Here is a 19,221-nt window from a genome sequence, read left to right as displayed (position 1 = left end):
CCCGAGCATGTCCATCCATGCATAGGAGAAGCTCTATTATAGGTTATGTCCCTGCCGTCAAGCTTTCGTTACTCTCCGGCTGGCGGAGTGAAGGAACGTCCGGCGAACTCGTTGTCCAGCATGTAGAACGCGTTGCTGTCCTTGTCGATCCGCTTCAGCTTGTTGATGATGCTGTCGAACAACGCTTCTTCTTCGACCTGTTCATCGATGAACCACTTCAGGAAGTTGATCGTCGCGTGCTCGCGATCGTTCATCGCGAGGTCGGACAGCTTGTAGAAGCGTTCCGTATTTTGCTGCTCATGTTTGTAGCCTTGCTCGAAGGCATGCAGCACGGAGTCGTATTCATTGTTCGGTTCCGGCAGCGCATCAAGGGTCGCTCGGCGGCCGCGGTCGTTCAGGAACTTATAAATTTTCATGGCGTGAAATCGTTCTTCTTCCGCCTGTACGATGAAGAAATTAGCGAAACCGTCCAGGCTGTCGCCGGAGCAGTATGCAGCCATCGCAAGATACACGTGTGCGGAGTAGAACTCGAAGTTCATTTGTTCGTTTAACGCTTGAGCCAAAGAGTCTTTCATAATAATGTGCACCTCGCCTTCTTATTTGTATTTATTCTAACATAAAAATGAGAGGCGGCAAATGGACGCCCCTCCTATATTTCCCAATTATAGAGTTAACCAATCATTTTTTTCAATCGTTTGTAGAGTTGTTCCGGCGTTGGCGCAGTGACTGCCTTCGATTTGACGACGACAAAACATTCCATCTTGCAGGTTCTGCAATTGCCCAAACAGTCGCTTTTTTTCCCCTTGATCTCGGGGTACTTCTCCTTCATCGCCTTATAGACCGACTTGGAGCCCAGTTTGAAGTTGCGTTTGCAATATTTGACCTTCTTCATGTTCCACCTCGTCGCCAAGTAAACAAACTATGATAATTCCTCTCATTTAAGATGATAGTAATTATCATTCCCGTTGTCAAGCGACAAGCTCCAATTCGCTTAACGAAAACGATGGATGGCATGTGGATCGTATTGACTCAGCTTTCCTTCGTAGATCAGCTCCAGTCGATCATTCTGGCGAAAGTCGTCCGGCGTGACCAACGCGGGCAGCTTGTTCCACAGCTTGATTCCCGAACGGGACAAAATCTCGGCGACGAACTGCGAGCAGAAGTAGGAGTTGCTGAACTCGACCGGCTCCTTTAAGGCGACGCCGATTACGCCGAGCAGGTTGTACAGAAATTTCCCGCGGCTCCGGATAAAAAACCGCAGCACCCGTTTCATTTTCTCTTCCTCGCGCCGCGTAATAGCGAGCTCGTAGAGGACGCAGGTCGTACCGGGATATTTGCTGAACGTCCCCGTTTTGATGTCTTCCTTGACGAAGCCGCCGTCGAACGGGTTGCTGGGATGTTTGCGCCCGAAGCTGTACAGCTCCGACAGCTCCCGGTCGAACGAGATGGAAGCGTGGTTATAAGGTGCTTTCGTATAGCTTTGTATAACCTTCGTAAAAAGCGTCCCGGTATTCGTAAGCAAAATAAAAACCGATACGTCGCGTTCCATTTTTTACGTTATCCCCTTATCAAATCATCGATCTTCCTCCATAATAACATAGTGTTGCCTTATAGTAATCTATCCTGGATCAAGATGGTGATTCCGTATGAACGATTCCATAACGGCGCTGGTTGTCGTATTTGCAGGGTTATTAATTGTGAATTTAATTTACTTGGTGGCCGATCGCATGTTGTCCCGCAAGGATCATGAAGTCATCGCTTTCCGAATCAAGACGTGGTGGGGCATGTTCTTTGTCTTTTGCCTGGCCACGATCATCAATCCGGTCGTTTCCCTTCTCTCTCTAATGGTGCTGTCGTTTTTCTCGCTGAAGGAATATTTCTCCATGATCAAGACGAGAAAGGCGGACCGCAGATTGTTTCTCTGGGCGTACTTGTCCATTCCCGTGCAGTTCTACTGGATCTACATCGAGTGGTACGGGATGTTTATCGTGTTTATTCCCGTCTACGTGTTCCTGCTTCTTCCCATGCCCAGGCTCATTAACAAAGGAACCGCAGGCTTTCTGCGCAGCGTAAGTTCGACGCAATGGGGACTTATGCTGATGGTGTTCGGGCTCAGCCATCTTGCTTATTTCCAATTCGCGACGCCGGAGTATGGCGCGGGAATCGTCCTGTTTCTGGTGCTGCTGACGCAAATCAACGATGTCGTAAATTATCTCGTATCGATTTACGGAGGCAAACGAAAGGTGATTCCGACCGCAAACCCCTATATTACCTGGGAGGGTTTCGCCTGCGGATTCGTCGTGACGACCGCCGTCTCGACGTTCATTTATCCGTATTTGACGCCGCTCGACCAGCTGTTTGGCGTGTTATCGGGCATGCTCATCAGTTTAAGCGGCTTTTTCGGCAGCTTGACCGTGTCCGTTTTAAAGCGGGATTTATTGCTTGGCGACGACAACAAATTCAAGAGTTCGAAAAAAAGCTTTTTGAGCCGCGTCGATAGTCTGACTTACGCTTCGCCGGTCTTTTTTCATGTCATTCGCTATTTTTTCGACTTCATGTAGCAACCTTTATGGGCCCGCCCCCGTTTATGAGTACGCGAAAGCAAACAACTAAACCGGTCAAGGTGAAACGGCTGCGCCATCAGAAATCATATAATTTCCAATATTTTAAAGGCAGGTGCACCTCATGAAGCAGAACAAACGCAAAAAAGCTGTGGCAATGTTCGCGGCGCTTACAATGACGGCATCGTTGCATGCAACGATGGCATTTGGTGCCGGCAATGCTGCTCCATCCGTACAATTCCAAATAGGAAGTCTAAACGCCGTTGACAACGATGGGACGATCGAATTAAAGCAAGCTCCATATATCGAGAAAGGCGTAGCCATGGTTCCCGCCCGCGCATTCGCGGAAGGACTGGACGCCAAGCTCACTTGGAACGATACGGATCGGACCATCCAACTGGAGAGAGCCGGTCTGACCGTTCTGTTGACGGTAGGCCAGGATAGCGTGACGGGAACGTACGTCAAGGGCATCAAGCTCCCGGCCAAAGTCGTTATTAAGCAAGGACAGGCTTTCATCCCGGCAAAGAGCGTAGCCGACCTTCTCGCCGCAACCACAACCTGGGAGAACGCTGGCCGCAAGGTTATTATCCAGGCAAAGGCCGAGACGGTGTCGCATCAATTTTCGTTCGACCAAGGCCAGGACGGCTGGGAAGGCGGCTTCGCCGATTTGCCTGTAGCCTACAATCCCAACATCTACAACCTGGAGTTCAGGCGCGGGCTGATCGATTTGTCGGATAACAAAAGCAACTACGGTCTAAAGATGGTCGGCATGAACCGCAGCGATGATCTCTTTATGTTCGTAACGAAGAAGATCAGCGGCCTTGAGCCGAATAGGACTTACGATGCCTCCGTTGCTTTTAAGCTGTATACAGACGTGCCTGGCGGCATGATGGGCGTAGGCGGTTCCCCTGGCGAATCGGTCTATATCAAAGCGGGTTTCGTCGCAACGAAGCCCGAAGCGCTCCGCCTGGATCATGTGCATGGAGAAGAACCTTACTTCATCCTGAACGCGGACAAGGGCAACCAGTCGCAGGACGGTGCCGATCTCAAAAACGTCGGCAACATGGTCGTGCCGGACGACTCCGTCGAAGGTTTCCAGGCGAAGCCGATGAGTCATCAAACGACGCTGAAGTCGAACGACAAGGGCGAGCTTTTCGTCATCATCGGCAGCGACTCCGGTTATGAAGGTCTGACGACGTGGTACCTGGACGACGTCCAGATCGATCTGACGCCGAAGGGCTGAACGAGGAAGAACTGACCGGGGAACGAGAACTCATCTATCATGGCAAAGAAACAGGAAGAGACGCCCAATGGGATCGGGTATCTCTTCCTGTTTTTTATCATTATTACTGCTGCGCCTGCTTCAACAACTCGATCGCCTTCTGCTCCTGGGTATCCTCTCTGCCCAGCTTCTCGCGCAGCATTTCGACCAGCTTATGGCTGGTCGCGTCGGCAAACTTCCCGTTCGACGTCAAGCCGTTTTCGCTCTGGAACTTGCGGAGCGCTGCCTCGGTCTGAGCGTCAAACAATCCGTCTTGACCCGAAGGACCGTAGCCCAGCGTATTCAGCATCCCCTGCAGCAGCTTTACTTCGTCCCCATAGCTGCCCTTGGCTAGCTCGGTACCCAGCGGCGGCTGATGCAGAGACGCATATTCCGGCAGCTCCACAACGTGGTCCGGGGTCACGCCTTGCTTGTTGATCCATGTGCCGCCAGGCGTCTTCCACTGCGCTTCCGTCAAGCTGATTACGGAACCGTCCTTGTATTGCTTGTAGCCCTGAACCACGCCTTTGCCGTACGTTTTCTCGCCGACAAGCGTCGCGCCTGCCGATTCCTTGAGCGCCGAGGCGAGCACCTCGCTCGCGCTGGCGGAACGTCCGTTGACAAGCGCGACGATCGGCACCGTCCACTTCTCCTTCTGCTTCGACGTCAGCGATACGATTCTTCGTTCGTCCTTGTAGACGATGTCGAGAATTTTTTTGTCCTTTGGAATAAGAATATTGGCGATCTCGGTCGTGGATTGCAGCAGTCCGCCGGGATTGGAACGCAGATCCAGCAGCAGCCCCTTCAGCTCGCCCTCCGCCTTAAGCTTATCCAGCTCCGCCTTGAATTCCTTCCCGGTTTCCTCGGCGAAACGGCTGATCGTGATAAGGCCGATGCCATCCTCAAGTCTCTCGGAGGTAACGGTATGCACGGGGATAGCCGCCCGTTTCATCGTAAAGTCAAGGGGATCCTTCTCAGCGGCTCGCTGGACCCGGATCTTGATCTTCGTGCCTTCTTCGCCTCTTACAATGCCCAGCAGATCCTGCAGCGACTTGCCGGTTACGTCAACGTCGTCTACTGCGATTATTACGTCGCCCGGCTGCATCCCCGACCTCTCGGCAGGCGTTTCTTTGATGACATGACTGACCATAACCTTGCCGTCCTCCTGCCTCATCTCGGCGCCGATGCCGTAAAATTGCCCTTCATAGGAGTCCGTATACGCCTTCCCCTTTTCTCCGGGCAAGTAATGCGAATAAGGGTCTTTGAGCGCGTCCACCATGCCGACCGCCGCTCCCTGAATGAGCTGCTCTGGCGTCGTGTCATTTAGATAATCGTTAAGAACGTGAACATACGAGTCATTAACTTGCTTGAACAACGGTTCCTTGATCATGGGGTACCGGGTACTCATGAAAAACATGCCGAGTGCGAAGCCCGCAGCAAGAAGCAGCACCGCTCCTATCGCATAGATGGCGCCTGAGCGCTGCTTCGCCGGCCTTGATTCATAGTTGTGCATGTGAGGATCTCCTTGTATGTAGGCTCGATTTTCGCTACAATCAACCTTATTATGACGCTACACGATACAGATTGGACGCCGAGAGGAGCCTTACCGTAATTATGTATAAGCTGATTGCCATTGATGTGGACGACACGCTTCTGACAGATGAACTGACTGTGACGGATGGAACCCGCAGGGCGATGGAGGCTGCGATCGCCGCCGGAGTGACAGTGACGCTTGCCACCGGCCGCATGTTCGCATCGGCGCAGCAAATTGCCCGTCAGATTGAACTTAATGTACCTATTATTACGTATCAGGGAGCGCTAGTCAAAACACTGCTGGACGGCCAAGTGCTCTACGAGCGCAATGTGCCGACGGACGCCGCCCTGGCGTTGCACGAATATTGCGTAAAGCATGGCCTCCATCTGCAGCTTTACGTAGACGACGAGCTGTACGGCACGGAAGATAACGACCGGATCAAAGCCTATTCCAGGCTGTCGAACATCCCTTACAGGATCGAACCCGACTTTGACAAGCTCATTACGAAGCCGCTTAACAAAATGCTCATTATCGACGATCCCGCCCGTCTCGACGCCATCGCGCTGGAACTGGATCCGCTGATCGGGGATCGGGTCCATATTACGAAGTCCAAGGCCCACTACTTGGAGTTTATGCACAAGGAAGGGACAAAAGGACATGCGCTGCGATTTATGGCGGAGCATCTCGGCTGCTCGATGGAGCAAACGATCGCGATGGGCGACGCATGGAACGATCGCGAGATGATTCAGGCTGCCGGTCTTGGCGTCGCCATGGCCAATGGTATTGATGCCCTCAAGGAGATTGCGGACTACGTCACGCTCTCCAATAACGAAGAAGGCGTTCGCCATGTGATCGAAAAGTTTATTTTGGAGCCGGCGAAGCAGCATTGACCTTTAGCCGTTAAACAAATGCAGCCCTGCGGCGACTAACGCTGCAGGGCTTCTCTTCGAAAGGAGCTGTATTTTTCGATGAATCCTATCTGTCCGCTCTGCGGAGGAGAAAACGACTGCGCGGCGGAGAGCGCAGAGGCAGAACTGGATTGCTGGTGCTTCCGCGCCTCCATTCCGGCGGAGCTTCTTAAGCGAGTTCCCGAGCCTTTCCTTGGCGTCAGTTGCATTTGCCGTCACTGCGTGGAGCAATTCCAGAAAGACCCTGACACTAAAAGCTCAAACGAGACTTAAGACCTGCTCTGGCATATTTACGATCCGGTCGCAGATCGCCTCCGCATCCGCCAGATCATGCGTAACAAGAATAGAGGTCATGCCGGACTTCTTCAGCAGCTCCTTGAGCTCCAGACGAATCTCTCCCTTAAGCGCCGCATCGAGATTGCTGAACGGTTCATCCATGAGCAGAAGCTTCGGCTGCGGCGCCAGCGCGCGGGCGAACGCGACGCGCTGCTGCTGCCCCCCGCTCAGTTCGTGGGGGTACCGTCCGCCAAAGCCCTGCAGCTGGATGAGCTCCAGCATGTTCTCCGTGCGCGCCGCCTGTTCCGAACGCGACAACCCCCGCAATCCGAAAGCGATATTTCTGGCGACGGTCATATGCGGGAACAAGGCGTAATCCTGGAACACCATGCCTACGCCTCGATGCTCGGGTTGAACGAAGCGCCCTCCCCCTGCCATGACGATGCCGTCAATGGTTATCTCGCCGCTTTTCGGATTCTCAAGGCCGGCGATCAGACGGAGCAGCGTACTCTTGCCGCTTCCGCTACCTCCAAGCAGACCAACCGTCTCTCCCCGTGCAAGCGTTAATGAAAATTCCGAAAGAACATCGCTCCCGGCTCCAGCATAAGCATAAGCAATTCCCTTAAGGCCGACGTATGTCACGCCTTCTCCCCCCTACCGATAAAATGATACAAGCAGACTGACGCAACGCCAAGCGTAATGATAAGAAGCGAAGGCAAGGAAGCTTGATGAATCTGCTCGTCGCTCGCATACTGGTAAGCCTTGGTCGCCAGCGTATCGAAGTTGAATGGCCGAAGCAGCAACGTAAGCGGAAGCTCCTTTACAACCTCCATAAAGGTCATAATGGCTCCTGTCAAAATGGAGCCCTTTAGGAGCGGCCAATCGATACGGAAGAAGGTACTCGTCGCTCCGTAGCCAAGAAGCCTGGAAGCCTCCGCGTATTTGGTCCCGATTCGGTCGTAACCGGCGTCGACGGCATTAAAGCCGACCGACAAAAAACGGGCGACGAAGGCGAATACGAGCATGGCTAACGACATGCTAAGCACCAGCTTTCCTTCTCCCAAGCCCATCATGCCGTACAAGCCGGATAGCGCCTGATCCAGCGACAGAAACAGGGCCAGCACTCCGATCGCCATTACGGCTCCCGGGATGGAATATCCCATCAAGAGCAGCTTGCTCCCTGCCAGCGTGAAGCCGCTTCGCCACATTCTCAGCGAATTGGCCGCAATGACGGACATCAGCATGATGATGCACACCGCGGCTGCAGAAACCGACACCGTGTTTCGAATCATCGTCGGGAACCTGTCGTTCCAGATGTCGTCGTACGTCCATGTTGCCCATACCGTCAATTGCGCGACCGGGATAATAAAGGACAACAAAACCACGATGGAACAAAAGCCAACCGTTAGCGCAGCCGGGATCCCCCGCAGCCTTTTTCGCTTTAGCACCGCACCTCCGCTTACAGAGGCGTTGAACCGCTTGCGGCTCCTCAGCAGCCTTTCTATGACAAAGATTCCGATTAATACGCCCATAAGCGCCCCAGCGAGCCGTATCGCCGATTCCAGATCATACATGCCGAACCATGTTTTAAAGATCGCGACCGTAAAGGTCTGGATGCCGAAATGTTTGGCCACCCCGTAATCGCCCAGCACCTCGAACGCGACAAGACTCGCTCCGCCCACAATGGCTCCCTGAGACAGCGGCAGGACGACCCGAAGGAAAACGGAAAGCGGCCTGTGCCCCAGCAGCCTGGCATTTTCGATATAGGCGGCGCTGTGCCGCTCCAGAAACGATTTGGTCATCAGGTAGACGTACGGAAACAGGAACATGGCAAAAATAAAAACGGCGCCCTGCATCGACATGATATCGAAATAACGCTGGTTCGGCGTCAAGCCAAGCCCATTTCGCAGCAGCTTCTGCACGGTGCCGGTATAACTGAGCATATCGCCGTACGTATAGGCCGCTATGTAAGGCGGGATCGCCAGCGGGAGCACCAATAAGGCGGAGAACATCCTTCGAAGCGGGAAGTCATACGCGGCGACAAGCCATGCCAGCGACACTCCGATCGCAACGGAAGCCGCTACTGTGCCAAATACAAGCTGCAAGGACTCCATCAAATGGGAAGGGAGAATATAGGTCCGGATATGCGTCCAGTTCTCCCCTGCCTCTCCCCATAATCCCGCCAAAATATAAAGAGACGGAAGAAGGGCTGCAAGAGCCCCTATTCCGCTGATCGCGATCCATCCGTTCCATCTCTGTCTAAACCCCTGCAGCAAGGATAGGAACATCTTATTTCCAGCCAACCTTGGTCATAAGAGCCGTTGCCGCTTTGTTGTTCTCGCCCAGCTTCGCGAAGTCGATGGTTTGCGTCTTGAATTCGCCCCATTCCTTGAGCAGCGCCGGAAGCTCGGCATTCTTGTTGACCGGGAATTCGAAGCTGCCGTTCGTCAGCATTTCCTGGCCTTCCTTGCTTGTCATATATTCCACCAGCTTAAGCGCGTTGTCCTTGTTTTTTGCGTGAGCCGCGAGGCCGATGCCGCTAATGTTGAGATGCGTGCCTGTCGTCTCCTGGTTCGGGAAGAACACGCCGACGCTCTCTGCGACCTTCACTTCCTCGGCTTCCTTGGAGTTAAGCATCTGTCCGATGTAGTACGTATTCATAATCGCCACTTCTCCGACGCCGGCCGCAATGCCCTTGGCTTGGTCGCGGTCTCCGCCTTCCGGGTCGCGCGCGAAATTGCCGACCAGCCCTTGCGCCCACTTCTCCGTTTCCGCTTCGCCATTTAAATCAATCATGGAAGCGACGAGAGACTGGTTGTAAAGGTTGCTGGAGGACCGTACGAGCACTTTGCCTTTCCACTGCTCGCCCGCCAGATCTTCGTATGTAGACAGCTGCTCGGGCTTCACGAGCTCTTTGTCGTATACGATGACCCGGGCACGAGTAGCCAGGCCCACCCACTGGTTATCCGTGTCCCTAAGACTCTCCGGCACGTTGGCCAAAATAGCGTCCGAGTCGATCGGCTGCAGCACGCCATTCTCCTTTGCATAGTTCAGGATGCCGCCGTCGACCGTGATGAACAAGTCGGCTTCCGTGCTTTCGCCTTCCCGCTTCATGCGCTCCACCAATTCTTCTGCCGTTCCTTTGATTTCGTTGACCGTAATGCCCGTCGCCTTCTCGAATTCGTCGAACATCGCGAAGTCGATATCGTAATGGCGGGCCGTAAACACGTTTACGACGCCAGAGTCGCTCTCCGTCTTAACGGCTCCCGCTCCTTCTTGCTTGCCATTTGCATTCGATTCATTGTTGCCCCCGCAGGCCGCCAGCATCATCGATGCTCCCAAAATAATCGCAGCCGTGCTTGTTACGTACTTTTTATTCATTTCCTTCGTTCCTCTCATGTCCATATCGTTCATTCGTGATAATGAATATCATTACCGCCAATTGTAGCGAATAATAATGAGAAAACGCTGTGAAAACGATAATTTTATTGAACGAATTTATACGGGGACTATTGCTACCTTATGTTGGAGCGGGAGAATTTCACTAAGCCAGGGGCAGAGAAACCGTCACTTTTGTCCCTACGCCGAGCTCGCTGGTCAATACGATGTCGCCCCCGTGCCTGCGAACGAGCGATTTTGCAATGGGCAGTCCCAGCCCGTATCCTCCTTGCCCGCCGCTTCTCGCCTTGTCCGCCCGGTAGAACCGATCCCATACGTGGGGAATATCTTCTTCCGATATGCCTACTCCCCGATCTTCTACCGACAGCCGCACCTGATCGACGTCCAATTCGGCGATAATAGCGATGACTCTGCCCTCTCCGGAATATTTGACGGCGTTATCCAAAAGGATGCGGAGCAATTGGGCCAGCTCATGTTCGCCGATCGCTATGGATACCTCCTCCAGCATGCCAGCTTCTACGTTTACGACATACTCGGGGGTCATCATCATTTGTTTATCCGCCGCATCCTTAAGGACAGTTAACGGCTGCTCGCAGATGCCGCGAGGCTCCAGCTCTTCCGTACGTTCCGCACGCGATAACAGCAGCAGATTATCGACAAGCCCTTTCAGACGCTCAAGCTCCTCCGTCGCTATTCGCAGCGAATTTTCCGTTACGTCCGGATCGTGTTTGCCCCATCGGCTTAGCATTCGGAGATGCCCGTCCATAATGGCGATTGGCGTTCGCAGTTCATGCGACGCATCCTCCACGAACCGCCGCTGCCTGCCGAACGACGCCTCCACTTCATCCATCATGCCGTTAAACATCGTCTGCAGCGCCGTAATTTCGTCCTTGGCTCCCGTAACCGGCATGCGCTCCTGCAAGCCATTCTGCCTGACCTTCTTCATCGTCGCATTCATGGCACGCAACGGCCGGATGAGACCGACGGCCAGCAGTCTGCCGCCCGCGATGCTGAGCAAAAGAGCAGCTCCGCAGCAGATAATCATAATCCGAAAAAACCGGGCGATCAAACGTTCCAATTCCTCCATGCTGCGCACCATTTCAATTGTGCCTTGGAAGTTGAAAATCGTTATAGGACTGCGCATCGCAAGCACACCGTCCTCGTAAAGCACAGAGCCAGGGCTTAGGTCTGTCAACGAGCGCAATGGAATCCTTTCGGCTGATATCGTATTCCCCGCAATAATCGCCGTATCCCCATTGGAATCAAGCAGCCGAATCATGCCTCCATGCACGTTGGCCCGCTCCAAATAAAGCCGAAGCAACGTTTCGTTGCCCGGCGTTATTTGAATTTCCTTGGCCAGCAGCTCGTTGAGCAGCTCCCGCATGTCCTGCCTTATTTTGGCTTCCTCCTGACGCACCATCCATCGCTCTACAAAGAAGTATTGCGTCAAATTGCTGACCGTCACGAGCACGCTCAGCAGAATGGCTGCAAGCAAGGTCATTCGCCAATGAAACGGCAGCTTGCCGGAAGACTTCCTAAGTGACGGCTTGCGTCGCTTGCCGAATACCGCCGTCATCTGCGCATCACGTAGCCGATTCCTCGGACGGCTTCAATAACGCTGGGCGACCCGGGCTCGTCGATTTTGTTCCGCAGGTAACGAATGTACACATCGACGACGTTGGCGTCCACAACCGCCTCGTAGCCCCATACCGTATTCAGCAGCGTTTCCCTCGACATCACGCGATTAACATTTTTCATCAGCGCTTCCAGCAGCGCGAACTCCCGTTTCGTTAGCGCAATGACCGTGCCGGCTTTCTTGACGATTCGCGATTCCCGCTCCAACGTCAGATTGCCGCCGGCAAGAAGGGATCCGGGATCCGCCGACTCCCCTTGCCTCCGAAATACAACCCGAATGCGAGCGAGCAGCTCCTCGATGGCGAACGGCTTCGGGATGTAGTCGTCGGCCCCGCTATCCAGACCGGATACGCGGTCCGACACGCTATCTCTCGCCGTAATCATAATAATCGGCGTTTTTTTGTATTTAAGTATTTCCCGGCACACATCGGCGCCGTCCATTTCCGGGAGCATCAGATCCAGCAGCACGAGATCCCAGGCTTCGCCCAGCGCGAGCTCCAGACCGGATCTGCCGTCGCGCGCAACCGTCACTGAGAAACCCTCATGCTTCAGTTCCGGCTCCATAAACGCCGCAAAATGCGCCTCGTCCTCGATTAACAATATCCGTTTCATCTCTTAGGACTTCCCCCATCTCCATTGTGGCATGTCTTCTTATGATAATCGTTCTCATCATTATCGCGCAAGCCTGCTTCGCAATATTATGCCCGCCAGCTTTAGCGGACTATTGTTATAGCCGACGTCGAAGCAAAAAGGCCAGCCCTTCGGCTGACCTCATTTCCCGCTTTAAATGTTTCTATCGCTTATTCGATGTCTTCCCCCAAGTACTTGAAATAATCGAAGTCCGCGTGTTTCATCGTGCCCGACAAGTCTTGCGCGCATAAGCCGACGAACGTGCCGGTAAATCCAAGCTTGCCTTCGTATTCGTCGGACAGTTGCCCAAGATCCAGCGCGGGACCCACCGCTTGCCACTCCGAGCCGTCCGGCGAGCAGTGGAATTGCACGCGCTCGCCATCGACGATTACCTTTAGATAGCAACGTTCCCAGCCTTCGGCGGAGACGAAGGCGTCATCCGGCTCGTCGTATTGCCCTTGCTTCGTGGTCATCAGCCGGATATGCTTGCCCCGTTCCTCGTCGCGGGTTACCAGCAAGTAAAAGTGGTCGCTCTCGTCATAATACAGCGTCAATCCCGCCATCTGGTTAAAGTGCTCCGGCTCGAATTCCACGCAGGTCTCGGCAACGCAGCGGAAATGCGCCAGCCTTCTCGCCACCATGCTCTGGCGGAACCAGGAGTATAGCGACTCGCGGCCGCGCAGCCGCAAGAAGCCCTTGCGCTCCGACAAGCTGAGCCACTCGTCGTCCGCCGGCACTCGCAGCGTGAAATACGCATTCCCGAGCGCAGCTCCGTCGAAGTCATCTTGATCCGGGAGCTTCGGGATCGGATGGGGCGCAAGATCCGGCGCAGCAAACCGGAGCCCGGGAGCCTTGCCGCCGCCTTCCAGCCGCAGCCAGCCGTCTGCCGTCCATACGACGCGCGCAAGCCCCGTCTCCCTGCCCAGCGGAGACAGCCGTCTGCCGGGCAGCGCACGCGCGCATATAAAGGACAGGTACCACTCGCCGTTCTGCGTCTCCACGACCGCCCCGTGTCCCGCTTTCTGAAGCGGATGCTCAGGCGCGTCGATCGTCGTGATGAGCGGGGACTCCGGATCGTATTCGTACGGACCTTCGATCCGGCGCGAACGGGCCAATGTCGCTGCGTGGTTCCAGCCCGTGCCGCCCTCGGCGAGCAGCAAGTAATACCATCCGTCCCGTTTGAACATAAACGGCCCTTCCGTCACGCCGATCGAGGTGCCTGTCGCAATCGTCTTTACCGGTCCGACAAGCTTTCTCTCCTCCGGCGAAAATTGCTGCATGACTACTCCCGCAAAACGATCCCGCCCCTTTCGGAAGTCCCAGCGCATATTGAGCAGCCATTTGGTTCCGTCGTCGTCGTGGAACAGAAAAGGATCGAAGCCGCTGCTGTTCAAGTGAAGCGGCGCCGACCACGGACCGTTAATATCGGTCGCCGTAAGCAAATAATTATGCAAATCCTTAAAGACGCCGCGACGCGCCATCACGTTTGTAATCATGAGATAAAACATGCCGTTGTCGTACGTCAGCGCCGGCGCCCAGATGCCGCCGGAGCTCGGAACGCCCCGCAGATCGAGCAAGGAGGCATCGCAAAGCGGGCGAGCGATCACCTGCCAGTTCACCAGATCGCGCGAATGATGGATCTGCACGCCGGGAAACCACTCGAAGGTTGATGTCGCGATATAATAGTCGTCGCCCACGCGCAGCATGGACGCATCGGGATTAAAGCCCCTTAGCACGGGATTCGTTATCAAAGTCATCGTTCCACTCCTCCTCTGTCTTGTACGATTACAACGTATCATGGGGAGGCATCGCGTGAAATGAACTTTTTTCAGATAAAAGTCAGACTTTTTCATCGTTTGCCAGCGGCGTCTGTTTTTCGTCGGAATTTTGATTACAATAGAGGCATGAACTACTTATTCGAACCCGTCGCGTTTCATGGCAAACCTTTGCTGCTCGGTTCTCCCACCCGGACGACCGATGTCTTCGCCGGCTTCTACCATTGGCATCCCTGCTGCGAGCTGTTGCTCGTCCGCGAAGGCACGGGCAGCGTCATCGTCGGTCAGAAAACCTATGAGATGAAGCCGGGCCGGCTGTTTATCTTTCAGCCCTATCAGTTGCACAAGGTATTCGCAAGCGTAAGCGAGGAAACGCCTTATGTGCGAACGATTATGTTCTTCCAGCCGCATATGTTCGAGCAGGCGCTGCGTCCATTCCCGTCCCGACATGCTCTGCTGGATCGCTTATGGCGGAGCGGGGAGGGAGAATCGGCCATCGACTTGCAGGGGGAGCTAAGTTATTTGGAGCATATCATCGAGCGGTACAACAATCGTCCCTTCGCATCGAATCCCGTTGCCGAAGAAGAGGACATGACGATGCTGCTCATCCATTATCTGGAGGCGATCTCCCTTCAGGGATCCGTGGCGGAAACGGCCGAATACCGCCCCTTTACCTATTCCGAGCAGGCCATGCAATGGATCGAAGAGCATTATGCCGAAGATATCGGGCTGGAGCATATCGCGGAGGCGCTGCATCTGTCCAAATTTTATCTGTCCCGGTTGTTCCGGCGCGAGACTGGCGGCAGCCTGTCCGATTATCTGATCGCGCGAAGAATCAAGCAGGCGTGCAGGCTGCTCCACACGACCCCGTACTCTGTCGAGCTTATATCCGCTGAGGTCGGTTACCCCAATGTATCTTATTTTATCCGCAGCTTTAAAACCGCTATGGGCACGACGCCGCGGCAATATCGGGCCGCGGCACGGAAAACGGGGCAGTAAAAAGGCGCATATTTCCTTGCCGCGCCTTAACCGCCCCGCTTCTTCATGCGTCTACCAAAGGTACAAGTCGTTGCCTTTCAGCTTAAAAATGGCTTCCATGAAATAATAATCGCCGTAAATTATGGCATGGTGATGCGTCTTGGAATGGTAAGCGCCCGTCCCGTTCTGCAATATCGCATCCGTCCCGCGCGACCAGTCGCTGCGCGAAGCGTCCAGCGCCTTCAGCATCCGGAGCGCCGCCTTGACGTAAACGTCCTTCTCGTTCGGAACGACGGCCTTGGCGATCTCCAACAATCCGCAGGCCGCGATCGCAGCAGCCGTATCGTCCTCGCGCCGCGGCTCGGCCGGCTGGCGGAAGTCCACGGGGATGATCCCGCTGTCCGGGACGTTGGCCATGAAGTAATGCGCGATCCGCTTTGCCGTCTGCAAATATTTATCTTTGCCGGTATGGATGTAACTCATCATAAAGCCGTACAGCCCCCATGCCTGTCCCCGCGTCCAGGAGGAGCCTTGCTCATAACCTTGACCGCCATACGTTTTTACGACGCCGCCCTCAAAGGGATCGAATTCCACGATATGATTGACGGAGCCGTCCGGCCTGACGAAAGCATCCATCGCCGTGTCGGCATGCTTCATCGCGATCTGCTTGAAACGCGGATCTCCGGTCTCTTGGGATGCCCAGTACAACAGCGGAATGTTGAGCATGCAGTCGATGATCGCCCAGCCGCGCGTATCGCCTTCCTCCAGATCGTTCCAGGCACGGATGAAGCCGCCGGCCAGATTAAACCTGCCCGCCAGCAGATTGGCGGCATGCAGCGCCCGTTTGCGCGACTCCGGGTTGCCCGTTACTCTATAATTCGCCACGCTCGTCGGCAGCCACATAAAACCGACATCGTGATGCAAGCCGTAGAACTGCTCGAAGCAGAGATCCAGCTTATCCTCGGAAATTTGCGCGATTTCTTTATATTTGTCCAGCCCCGTCTCGTGGTGCATCAGCCACATCATGCCGCCCCAGAAACCGTTGGTCCACCAGCAGATGCCGTCCGCCTCGTCGCCGGTGGGATTGTCGATGGAGCGGTCGTCAAAAGTGCCGTCGATGGTCGTGTACGGAATTTTATTCCGCGTTTTTTCGCTTACCCAGTCCATCTTCTCCGTTATTTTGCCGATAACCTCATCCAGCCACGCCTTGTCCTTATCCTGCAGCATCCTCTTAACCCTTCTTTCTGTTGATGTCATAAGCCAATTATAGCTTGCGCGCTAGGGGCAAAGTTGCCGCCATTCGTCCGAAAATGTTGATTTATTGCGCTGTTTGCTCCGCTGCCTTCACCTGAAAATAAACCGTATAGCTTTCGTCCTTAATCTCGTGCAGCGGGATCAAACGGATGTTAACGCTCTGACCTTTGGTTCTGTAATAGCCGGCATTCCACCAGCTATGGTTGCGCTCCCGATCCGACGTCAGCAAACTCTCCGGGCATTCGGCGTCGCCAACGAGGAGACGATCTTCGTCCGTCAAGCCGGCCAGCACGACGGGACCGTCTACAAACGCGTACCGATCCGGCGAGCCTGGCAGCGGCTCGGCCGCCAGCGCCTTGGGCAGCTCCACCTTAACGAGATCTCCATCGCTCCACATTCGGTTCAGCTTATAGAAACCCGCGCCTTCCGGAACATCCTGCTGTAGAATGCCATTAACCGTGATCAAGGCTCTCTCCTTAACCCACCATGGTATCCTCAGCTTAAGCGCGAACTGCGCTGCCCGGTCGCAGCTCACCTTTACGCTGAACAGAAACCGGTCGGGCCTAGTAACGGGTATGGCAGGTCGATGCACCTCGGTAATCGCTTTCATGCCAGTCACATTCCACTTGTTCATCGGATACAGCCCCTGCTGGCTATCCTGCTCGATGGCGAAGCCGATCCGGACTCCTTCCAGCTCAATCGAAGCGACGGACGGAATCCATTGCGCAATCGCGACGCCATCGCCATCTCTCAGATAGATTTGGGATTCGTAGGCCGCGTTGGCTTGAATCAGCGTTCCGTGACAGCACCAGAAATGTCCCGTCTCCGATCCCCATGTCTTGCGGCTGCCCGGGGCAACCCCGAGGAAATAGGAGATCATGCCCGTATCTCCATGCTGATGCGCCAATACGCCGTTGACGAACCGCCTCTCCCAATAATCGGCGTAAGCGGGATTTCCCGTCCAGCGCAGCAGCGTATGCGAAAGCCGCATCATATTGTAGTTGACGCAATGCTCCTGTCCGACGCCTAGTCTCGCTTCCATATCATGATGCGGCATCCAGAGCTCTCCGTCGTCGCCGGCGCCCGTGCATAAATACCCCCGCTTTGTAACGGCGCATGCCCAGAAGGATTCCGCAATGCGGCGAAAACGCTCGTCCCCGGTCACTTCGTACACCCTTGCGGCGCCTAATATTTCCGGGATTTGCGTATTGGCATGTTTGTTCGTCAGGACATCCTCGCCTCGCAGCAGCAGATCAAAGAAACGGTTGCGGACATAACGCTCCATCAGCTTCCCGTGTTCATCCGCCCTCGTAATACCGTACAACTCGGCCCAGGTTTCCAGCATGCCGCCCGTCTCCATATCCAGCAGCTCGTCCAGCTGCTCCTGCGACAAAGCCGACGTCCAGCGGTAAAACCAGCCCGCCATGCCCTTCGCGATGGACAGCGCTTGCCTGTTGCTCGCCAGCTGATACATTTCGAGGAGCCCCATCAGCAGCTTGTGCACGGTATAATGCGGCGCCCATACCCACTTGCCGTTTAAGAGCCGATGCATAAAGGTTTCCGGGAACGCGGCGAGCCACCCGCCTCCGTTCGCCTCCTGGCAACGCGCCAGCTCCGACACGATCGTATCGGCCTTCGCCTTGACCATGACATCGTTAGTCTGCGCGTAAATACGAGCCGCCGCCGACAGCCAATGCCCCATGAAATGTCCCCGCAGCTCGCAAGTGACGGCTTCCCAGCCCCAATGCCACTGTTCGGGTCCCTCCATACTGATTGTGGAGGCCGTCGTCGTGCCCCCGTTGCCGCTATAGCTCCACAAGCCCGCTTCCATATAGAAGCCGCGGAGGAGGTTGGCATTGGTCAAACTCATGACATAATCCTTGTTTATCCGAAAGCGTGCGGCCAGAGGACCCTCGCCAAGCTTCGCCCGTCCCGGCTCTAAGTTATAAAACTGCGCCATCATGGCAACACCCTCACTTTTTTCATATCATATTATTATTTTAATATTTATAATAAAGACTAAGAATAGACGGAATATATAATTGCATATACTTTTTTCATCTTTAAAATGGAGTTAAAGAGCTTTAAGTTCAAGGAGGAGACCGGCTATGTTAGCTGCAGTACGGTTAACCGCGGACCGGATGCCGCTGGTGCGAGACATGGGATGGAATCAGACGGCTGCCGTCTATACCCATCCCGACCGGGTGCTGGACTACGATGTATTTTTGTTTGTGACGAAAGGCTGCATGCATGTGATCGAGGAAGGAACGGAATATCGGGTGCGGCAAGGCGAGCATTTGTTTTTGAAAAAGGGGCTTCGTCACTGGGGCCTGCCCGAAAGCGAAGCGGGCACCGCATGGTATTGGATTCACTTCGATGCTGCGGCGGAAGAGCAGGACGGCTATAGCGGCCGCTTGCCGATGCCCGAGACGGGCTACTATACGCCAGGCCATTACGAATACCGGTTCGAGCTGCCCAAGCATGGCGGATTGCCCCTTCAACCTTCGCTCGGCGACAGGCTGATGGCGATGCTCGACGAATACAGGCAGCCCCGGCTGCACGGCATGACAAGAGCGAGCGTCCGGGCGTACGAGCTGTTTCTCGATATGCACGAGGCAACCTTATCCGACGAGGATGCCCAGGTTCCGGCAGGCAAAATATCGGCGCTGACAGGCAAAGTGATGGCTTATCTCGTCGATCATGCGAGCAAAGAATTTCAGGCGGAGGAACTGGCGCGCCGGCTCGATTTGAATTACAACTATATATCGACCGCATTTCGCAAACATACCGGCCGGACGGTGATCGAGATGCATACGAAGCTGCGGATCGACAAAGCGATCGATCTGATGCGCAACACCTCGCTTAACGTTTCTGAAATTAGCGAACGGCTAGGCTTCAACAGTCCCTATTACTTCAGCAGAGTGTTCAAGAAGGTGACGGGCGAAGCCCCGTCCTCCTATTGGCGGCATTTGTACCGGGTGTAACGCTGTTAAGCATGCCGGCGACAAAA

General features: G+C 54.7%; 18 protein-coding genes. 6 read left to right on the top strand and 12 right to left on the bottom strand.

Annotation, left to right across the window (positions count from 1 at the left end; genetic code table 11):
• Window positions 1-68: 68 nt before the first annotated feature.
• The 3 genes from KJW29_RS01940 to KJW29_RS01930 all read right to left on the bottom strand — a co-directional run bounded on the left by KJW29_RS01940 (window position 69) and on the right by KJW29_RS01930 (window position 1,549).
• A complete protein-coding gene (locus KJW29_RS01940; RefSeq protein ID WP_214628554.1) occupies window positions 69-575 on the bottom strand; it encodes a ferritin in 507 nt (168 codons plus the stop codon).
• A gap of 95 nt (window positions 576-670) precedes the next feature.
• A complete protein-coding gene (locus KJW29_RS01935) occupies window positions 671-892 on the bottom strand; it encodes a DUF1450 domain-containing protein (protein WP_214628553.1) in 222 nt (73 codons plus the stop codon).
• A 99-nt stretch (window positions 893-991) separates the two neighbouring features.
• Entirely contained in the window at window positions 992-1,549 is a 558-nt protein-coding gene (locus KJW29_RS01930) for a hypothetical protein (protein ID WP_087570797.1), read from the bottom strand.
• 97 nt (window positions 1,550-1,646) lie between these two features.
• Here KJW29_RS01930 and KJW29_RS01925 point away from each other — a divergent pair, with 97 nt between their 5' ends.
• Window positions 1,647-2,561 (top strand): phosphatidate cytidylyltransferase, encoded by a 915-nt coding sequence (locus KJW29_RS01925; protein ID WP_214628552.1) that lies wholly within the window; start codon window positions 1,647-1,649, stop codon window positions 2,559-2,561.
• Window positions 2,562-2,685: 124 nt separating this feature from the next.
• Window positions 2,686-3,804 (top strand): copper amine oxidase N-terminal domain-containing protein, encoded by a 1,119-nt coding sequence (locus tag KJW29_RS01920; protein WP_214628551.1) that lies wholly within the window; start codon window positions 2,686-2,688, stop codon window positions 3,802-3,804.
• A 103-nt stretch (window positions 3,805-3,907) separates the two neighbouring features.
• On the opposite strand, the gene KJW29_RS01915 is transcribed toward KJW29_RS01920, so the two are convergent.
• The gene (locus KJW29_RS01915; protein ID WP_214628550.1) at window positions 3,908-5,335 is read right to left on the bottom strand and encodes a S41 family peptidase; all 1,428 of its coding nucleotides are present in this window, start codon (window positions 5,333-5,335) and stop codon (window positions 3,908-3,910) included.
• Window positions 5,336-5,436: 101 nt separating this feature from the next.
• Here KJW29_RS01915 and KJW29_RS01910 point away from each other — a divergent pair, with 101 nt between their 5' ends.
• Window positions 5,437-6,246, top strand: a complete 810-nt coding sequence (locus KJW29_RS01910) for a Cof-type HAD-IIB family hydrolase (protein ID WP_214628549.1) — start codon at window positions 5,437-5,439, stop codon at window positions 6,244-6,246.
• A gap of 78 nt (window positions 6,247-6,324) precedes the next feature.
• A complete protein-coding gene (locus KJW29_RS01905) occupies window positions 6,325-6,537 on the top strand; it encodes a cysteine-rich CWC family protein (protein WP_214628548.1) in 213 nt (70 codons plus the stop codon).
• Here the strand turns inward: KJW29_RS01905 and KJW29_RS01900 are convergent.
• From KJW29_RS01900 to KJW29_RS01875, 6 genes are all read right to left on the bottom strand, one after another.
• Window positions 6,523-7,182: an ABC transporter ATP-binding protein gene (locus KJW29_RS01900; protein ID WP_214628547.1), complete on the bottom strand. Its 660-nt coding sequence runs from the start codon at window positions 7,180-7,182 to the stop codon at window positions 6,523-6,525. The genes KJW29_RS01905 and KJW29_RS01900 overlap by 15 nt on opposite strands.
• Window positions 7,179-8,828 carry an ABC transporter permease gene (locus tag KJW29_RS01895; protein WP_214628546.1) on the bottom strand — a complete coding sequence of 550 codons (1,650 nt, stop codon included), beginning with the start codon at window positions 8,826-8,828 and terminating at the stop codon, window positions 7,179-7,181. The genes KJW29_RS01900 and KJW29_RS01895 overlap by 4 nt, the downstream gene beginning before the upstream one ends.
• A 1-nt stretch (window position 8,829) precedes the next feature.
• Complete coding sequence (locus KJW29_RS01890) at window positions 8,830-9,921, bottom strand: Fe(3+) ABC transporter substrate-binding protein (RefSeq protein ID WP_214628545.1); 1,092 nt, start codon at window positions 9,919-9,921, stop codon at window positions 8,830-8,832.
• A gap of 163 nt (window positions 9,922-10,084) precedes the next feature.
• Window positions 10,085-11,515 (bottom strand): sensor histidine kinase, encoded by a 1,431-nt coding sequence (locus KJW29_RS01885; protein ID WP_214628544.1) that lies wholly within the window; start codon window positions 11,513-11,515, stop codon window positions 10,085-10,087.
• The gene (locus KJW29_RS01880; RefSeq protein WP_214628543.1) at window positions 11,512-12,186 is read right to left on the bottom strand and encodes a response regulator transcription factor; all 675 of its coding nucleotides are present in this window, start codon (window positions 12,184-12,186) and stop codon (window positions 11,512-11,514) included. The genes KJW29_RS01885 and KJW29_RS01880 overlap by 4 nt, the downstream gene beginning before the upstream one ends.
• Window positions 12,187-12,374: 188 nt before the next feature.
• Window positions 12,375-13,961: a glycoside hydrolase family 43 protein gene (locus KJW29_RS01875; RefSeq protein ID WP_214628542.1), complete on the bottom strand. Its 1,587-nt coding sequence runs from the start codon at window positions 13,959-13,961 to the stop codon at window positions 12,375-12,377.
• 60 nt (window positions 13,962-14,021) lie between these two features.
• Here KJW29_RS01875 and KJW29_RS01870 point away from each other — a divergent pair, with 60 nt between their 5' ends.
• Window positions 14,022-14,978, top strand: coding sequence for an AraC family transcriptional regulator (locus KJW29_RS01870; RefSeq protein WP_214628541.1), 957 nt, complete (start codon window positions 14,022-14,024; stop codon window positions 14,976-14,978).
• Window positions 14,979-15,029: 51 nt separating this feature from the next.
• Here the strand turns inward: KJW29_RS01870 and KJW29_RS01865 are convergent, their stop codons facing one another.
• Both KJW29_RS01865 and KJW29_RS01860 read right to left on the bottom strand, forming a co-directional pair.
• Entirely contained in the window at window positions 15,030-16,184 is a 1,155-nt protein-coding gene (locus KJW29_RS01865; RefSeq protein WP_214628540.1) for an AGE family epimerase/isomerase, read from the bottom strand.
• 91 nt (window positions 16,185-16,275) lie between these two features.
• Window positions 16,276-18,174: a beta-L-arabinofuranosidase domain-containing protein gene (locus KJW29_RS01860; RefSeq protein WP_246608544.1), complete on the bottom strand. Its 1,899-nt coding sequence runs from the start codon at window positions 18,172-18,174 to the stop codon at window positions 16,276-16,278.
• Window positions 18,175-18,319: 145 nt separating this feature from the next.
• Here KJW29_RS01860 and KJW29_RS01855 point away from each other — a divergent pair, with 145 nt between their 5' ends.
• Complete coding sequence (locus KJW29_RS01855) at window positions 18,320-19,195, top strand: helix-turn-helix transcriptional regulator (RefSeq protein WP_214628539.1); 876 nt, start codon at window positions 18,320-18,322, stop codon at window positions 19,193-19,195.
• Window positions 19,196-19,221 lie beyond the last annotated feature (26 nt).

Origin of the sequence: Paenibacillus agaridevorans (genome assembly GCF_018604145.1) — a bacterium.
GTDB classification, from domain to species: domain Bacteria; phylum Bacillota; class Bacilli; order Paenibacillales; family Paenibacillaceae; genus Pristimantibacillus; species Pristimantibacillus agaridevorans.
Note: the sequence above shows the minus strand (reverse complement) of the source record. Positions and strands in the feature narration are given on the sequence as shown.

What these genes read in the sequence shown, in the direction of transcription:
- KJW29_RS01940 (WP_214628554.1), bottom strand. Translation starts at nt 575, where the DNA reads ATGAAAGACTCTTTGGCTCAAGCGTTAAACGAACAAATGAACTTCGAG.
- KJW29_RS01935 (WP_214628553.1), bottom strand. Translation starts at nt 892, where the DNA reads ATGAAGAAGGTCAAATATTGCAAACGCAACTTCAAACTGGGCTCCAAG.
- KJW29_RS01930 (WP_087570797.1), bottom strand. Translation starts at nt 1,549, where the DNA reads ATGGAACGCGACGTATCGGTTTTTATTTTGCTTACGAATACCGGGACG.
- KJW29_RS01925 (WP_214628552.1), top strand. Translation starts at nt 1,647, where the DNA reads ATGAACGATTCCATAACGGCGCTGGTTGTCGTATTTGCAGGGTTATTA.
- KJW29_RS01920 (WP_214628551.1), top strand. Translation starts at nt 2,686, where the DNA reads ATGAAGCAGAACAAACGCAAAAAAGCTGTGGCAATGTTCGCGGCGCTT.
- KJW29_RS01915 (WP_214628550.1), bottom strand. Translation starts at nt 5,335, where the DNA reads ATGCACAACTATGAATCAAGGCCGGCGAAGCAGCGCTCAGGCGCCATC.
- KJW29_RS01910 (WP_214628549.1), top strand. Translation starts at nt 5,437, where the DNA reads ATGTATAAGCTGATTGCCATTGATGTGGACGACACGCTTCTGACAGAT.
- KJW29_RS01905 (WP_214628548.1), top strand. Translation starts at nt 6,325, where the DNA reads ATGAATCCTATCTGTCCGCTCTGCGGAGGAGAAAACGACTGCGCGGCG.
- KJW29_RS01895 (WP_214628546.1), bottom strand. Translation starts at nt 8,828, where the DNA reads ATGTTCCTATCCTTGCTGCAGGGGTTTAGACAGAGATGGAACGGATGG.
- KJW29_RS01890 (WP_214628545.1), bottom strand. Translation starts at nt 9,921, where the DNA reads ATGAATAAAAAGTACGTAACAAGCACGGCTGCGATTATTTTGGGAGCA.
- KJW29_RS01885 (WP_214628544.1), bottom strand. Translation starts at nt 11,515, where the DNA reads ATGACGGCGGTATTCGGCAAGCGACGCAAGCCGTCACTTAGGAAGTCT.
- KJW29_RS01880 (WP_214628543.1), bottom strand. Translation starts at nt 12,186, where the DNA reads ATGAAACGGATATTGTTAATCGAGGACGAGGCGCATTTTGCGGCGTTT.
- KJW29_RS01875 (WP_214628542.1), bottom strand. Translation starts at nt 13,961, where the DNA reads ATGACTTTGATAACGAATCCCGTGCTAAGGGGCTTTAATCCCGATGCG.
- KJW29_RS01870 (WP_214628541.1), top strand. Translation starts at nt 14,022, where the DNA reads ATGAACTTTTTTCAGATAAAAGTCAGACTTTTTCATCGTTTGCCAGCG.
- KJW29_RS01865 (WP_214628540.1), bottom strand. Translation starts at nt 16,184, where the DNA reads ATGCTGCAGGATAAGGACAAGGCGTGGCTGGATGAGGTTATCGGCAAA.
- KJW29_RS01860 (WP_246608544.1), bottom strand. Translation starts at nt 18,174, where the DNA reads ATGATGGCGCAGTTTTATAACTTAGAGCCGGGACGGGCGAAGCTTGGC.
- KJW29_RS01855 (WP_214628539.1), top strand. Translation starts at nt 18,320, where the DNA reads ATGTTAGCTGCAGTACGGTTAACCGCGGACCGGATGCCGCTGGTGCGA.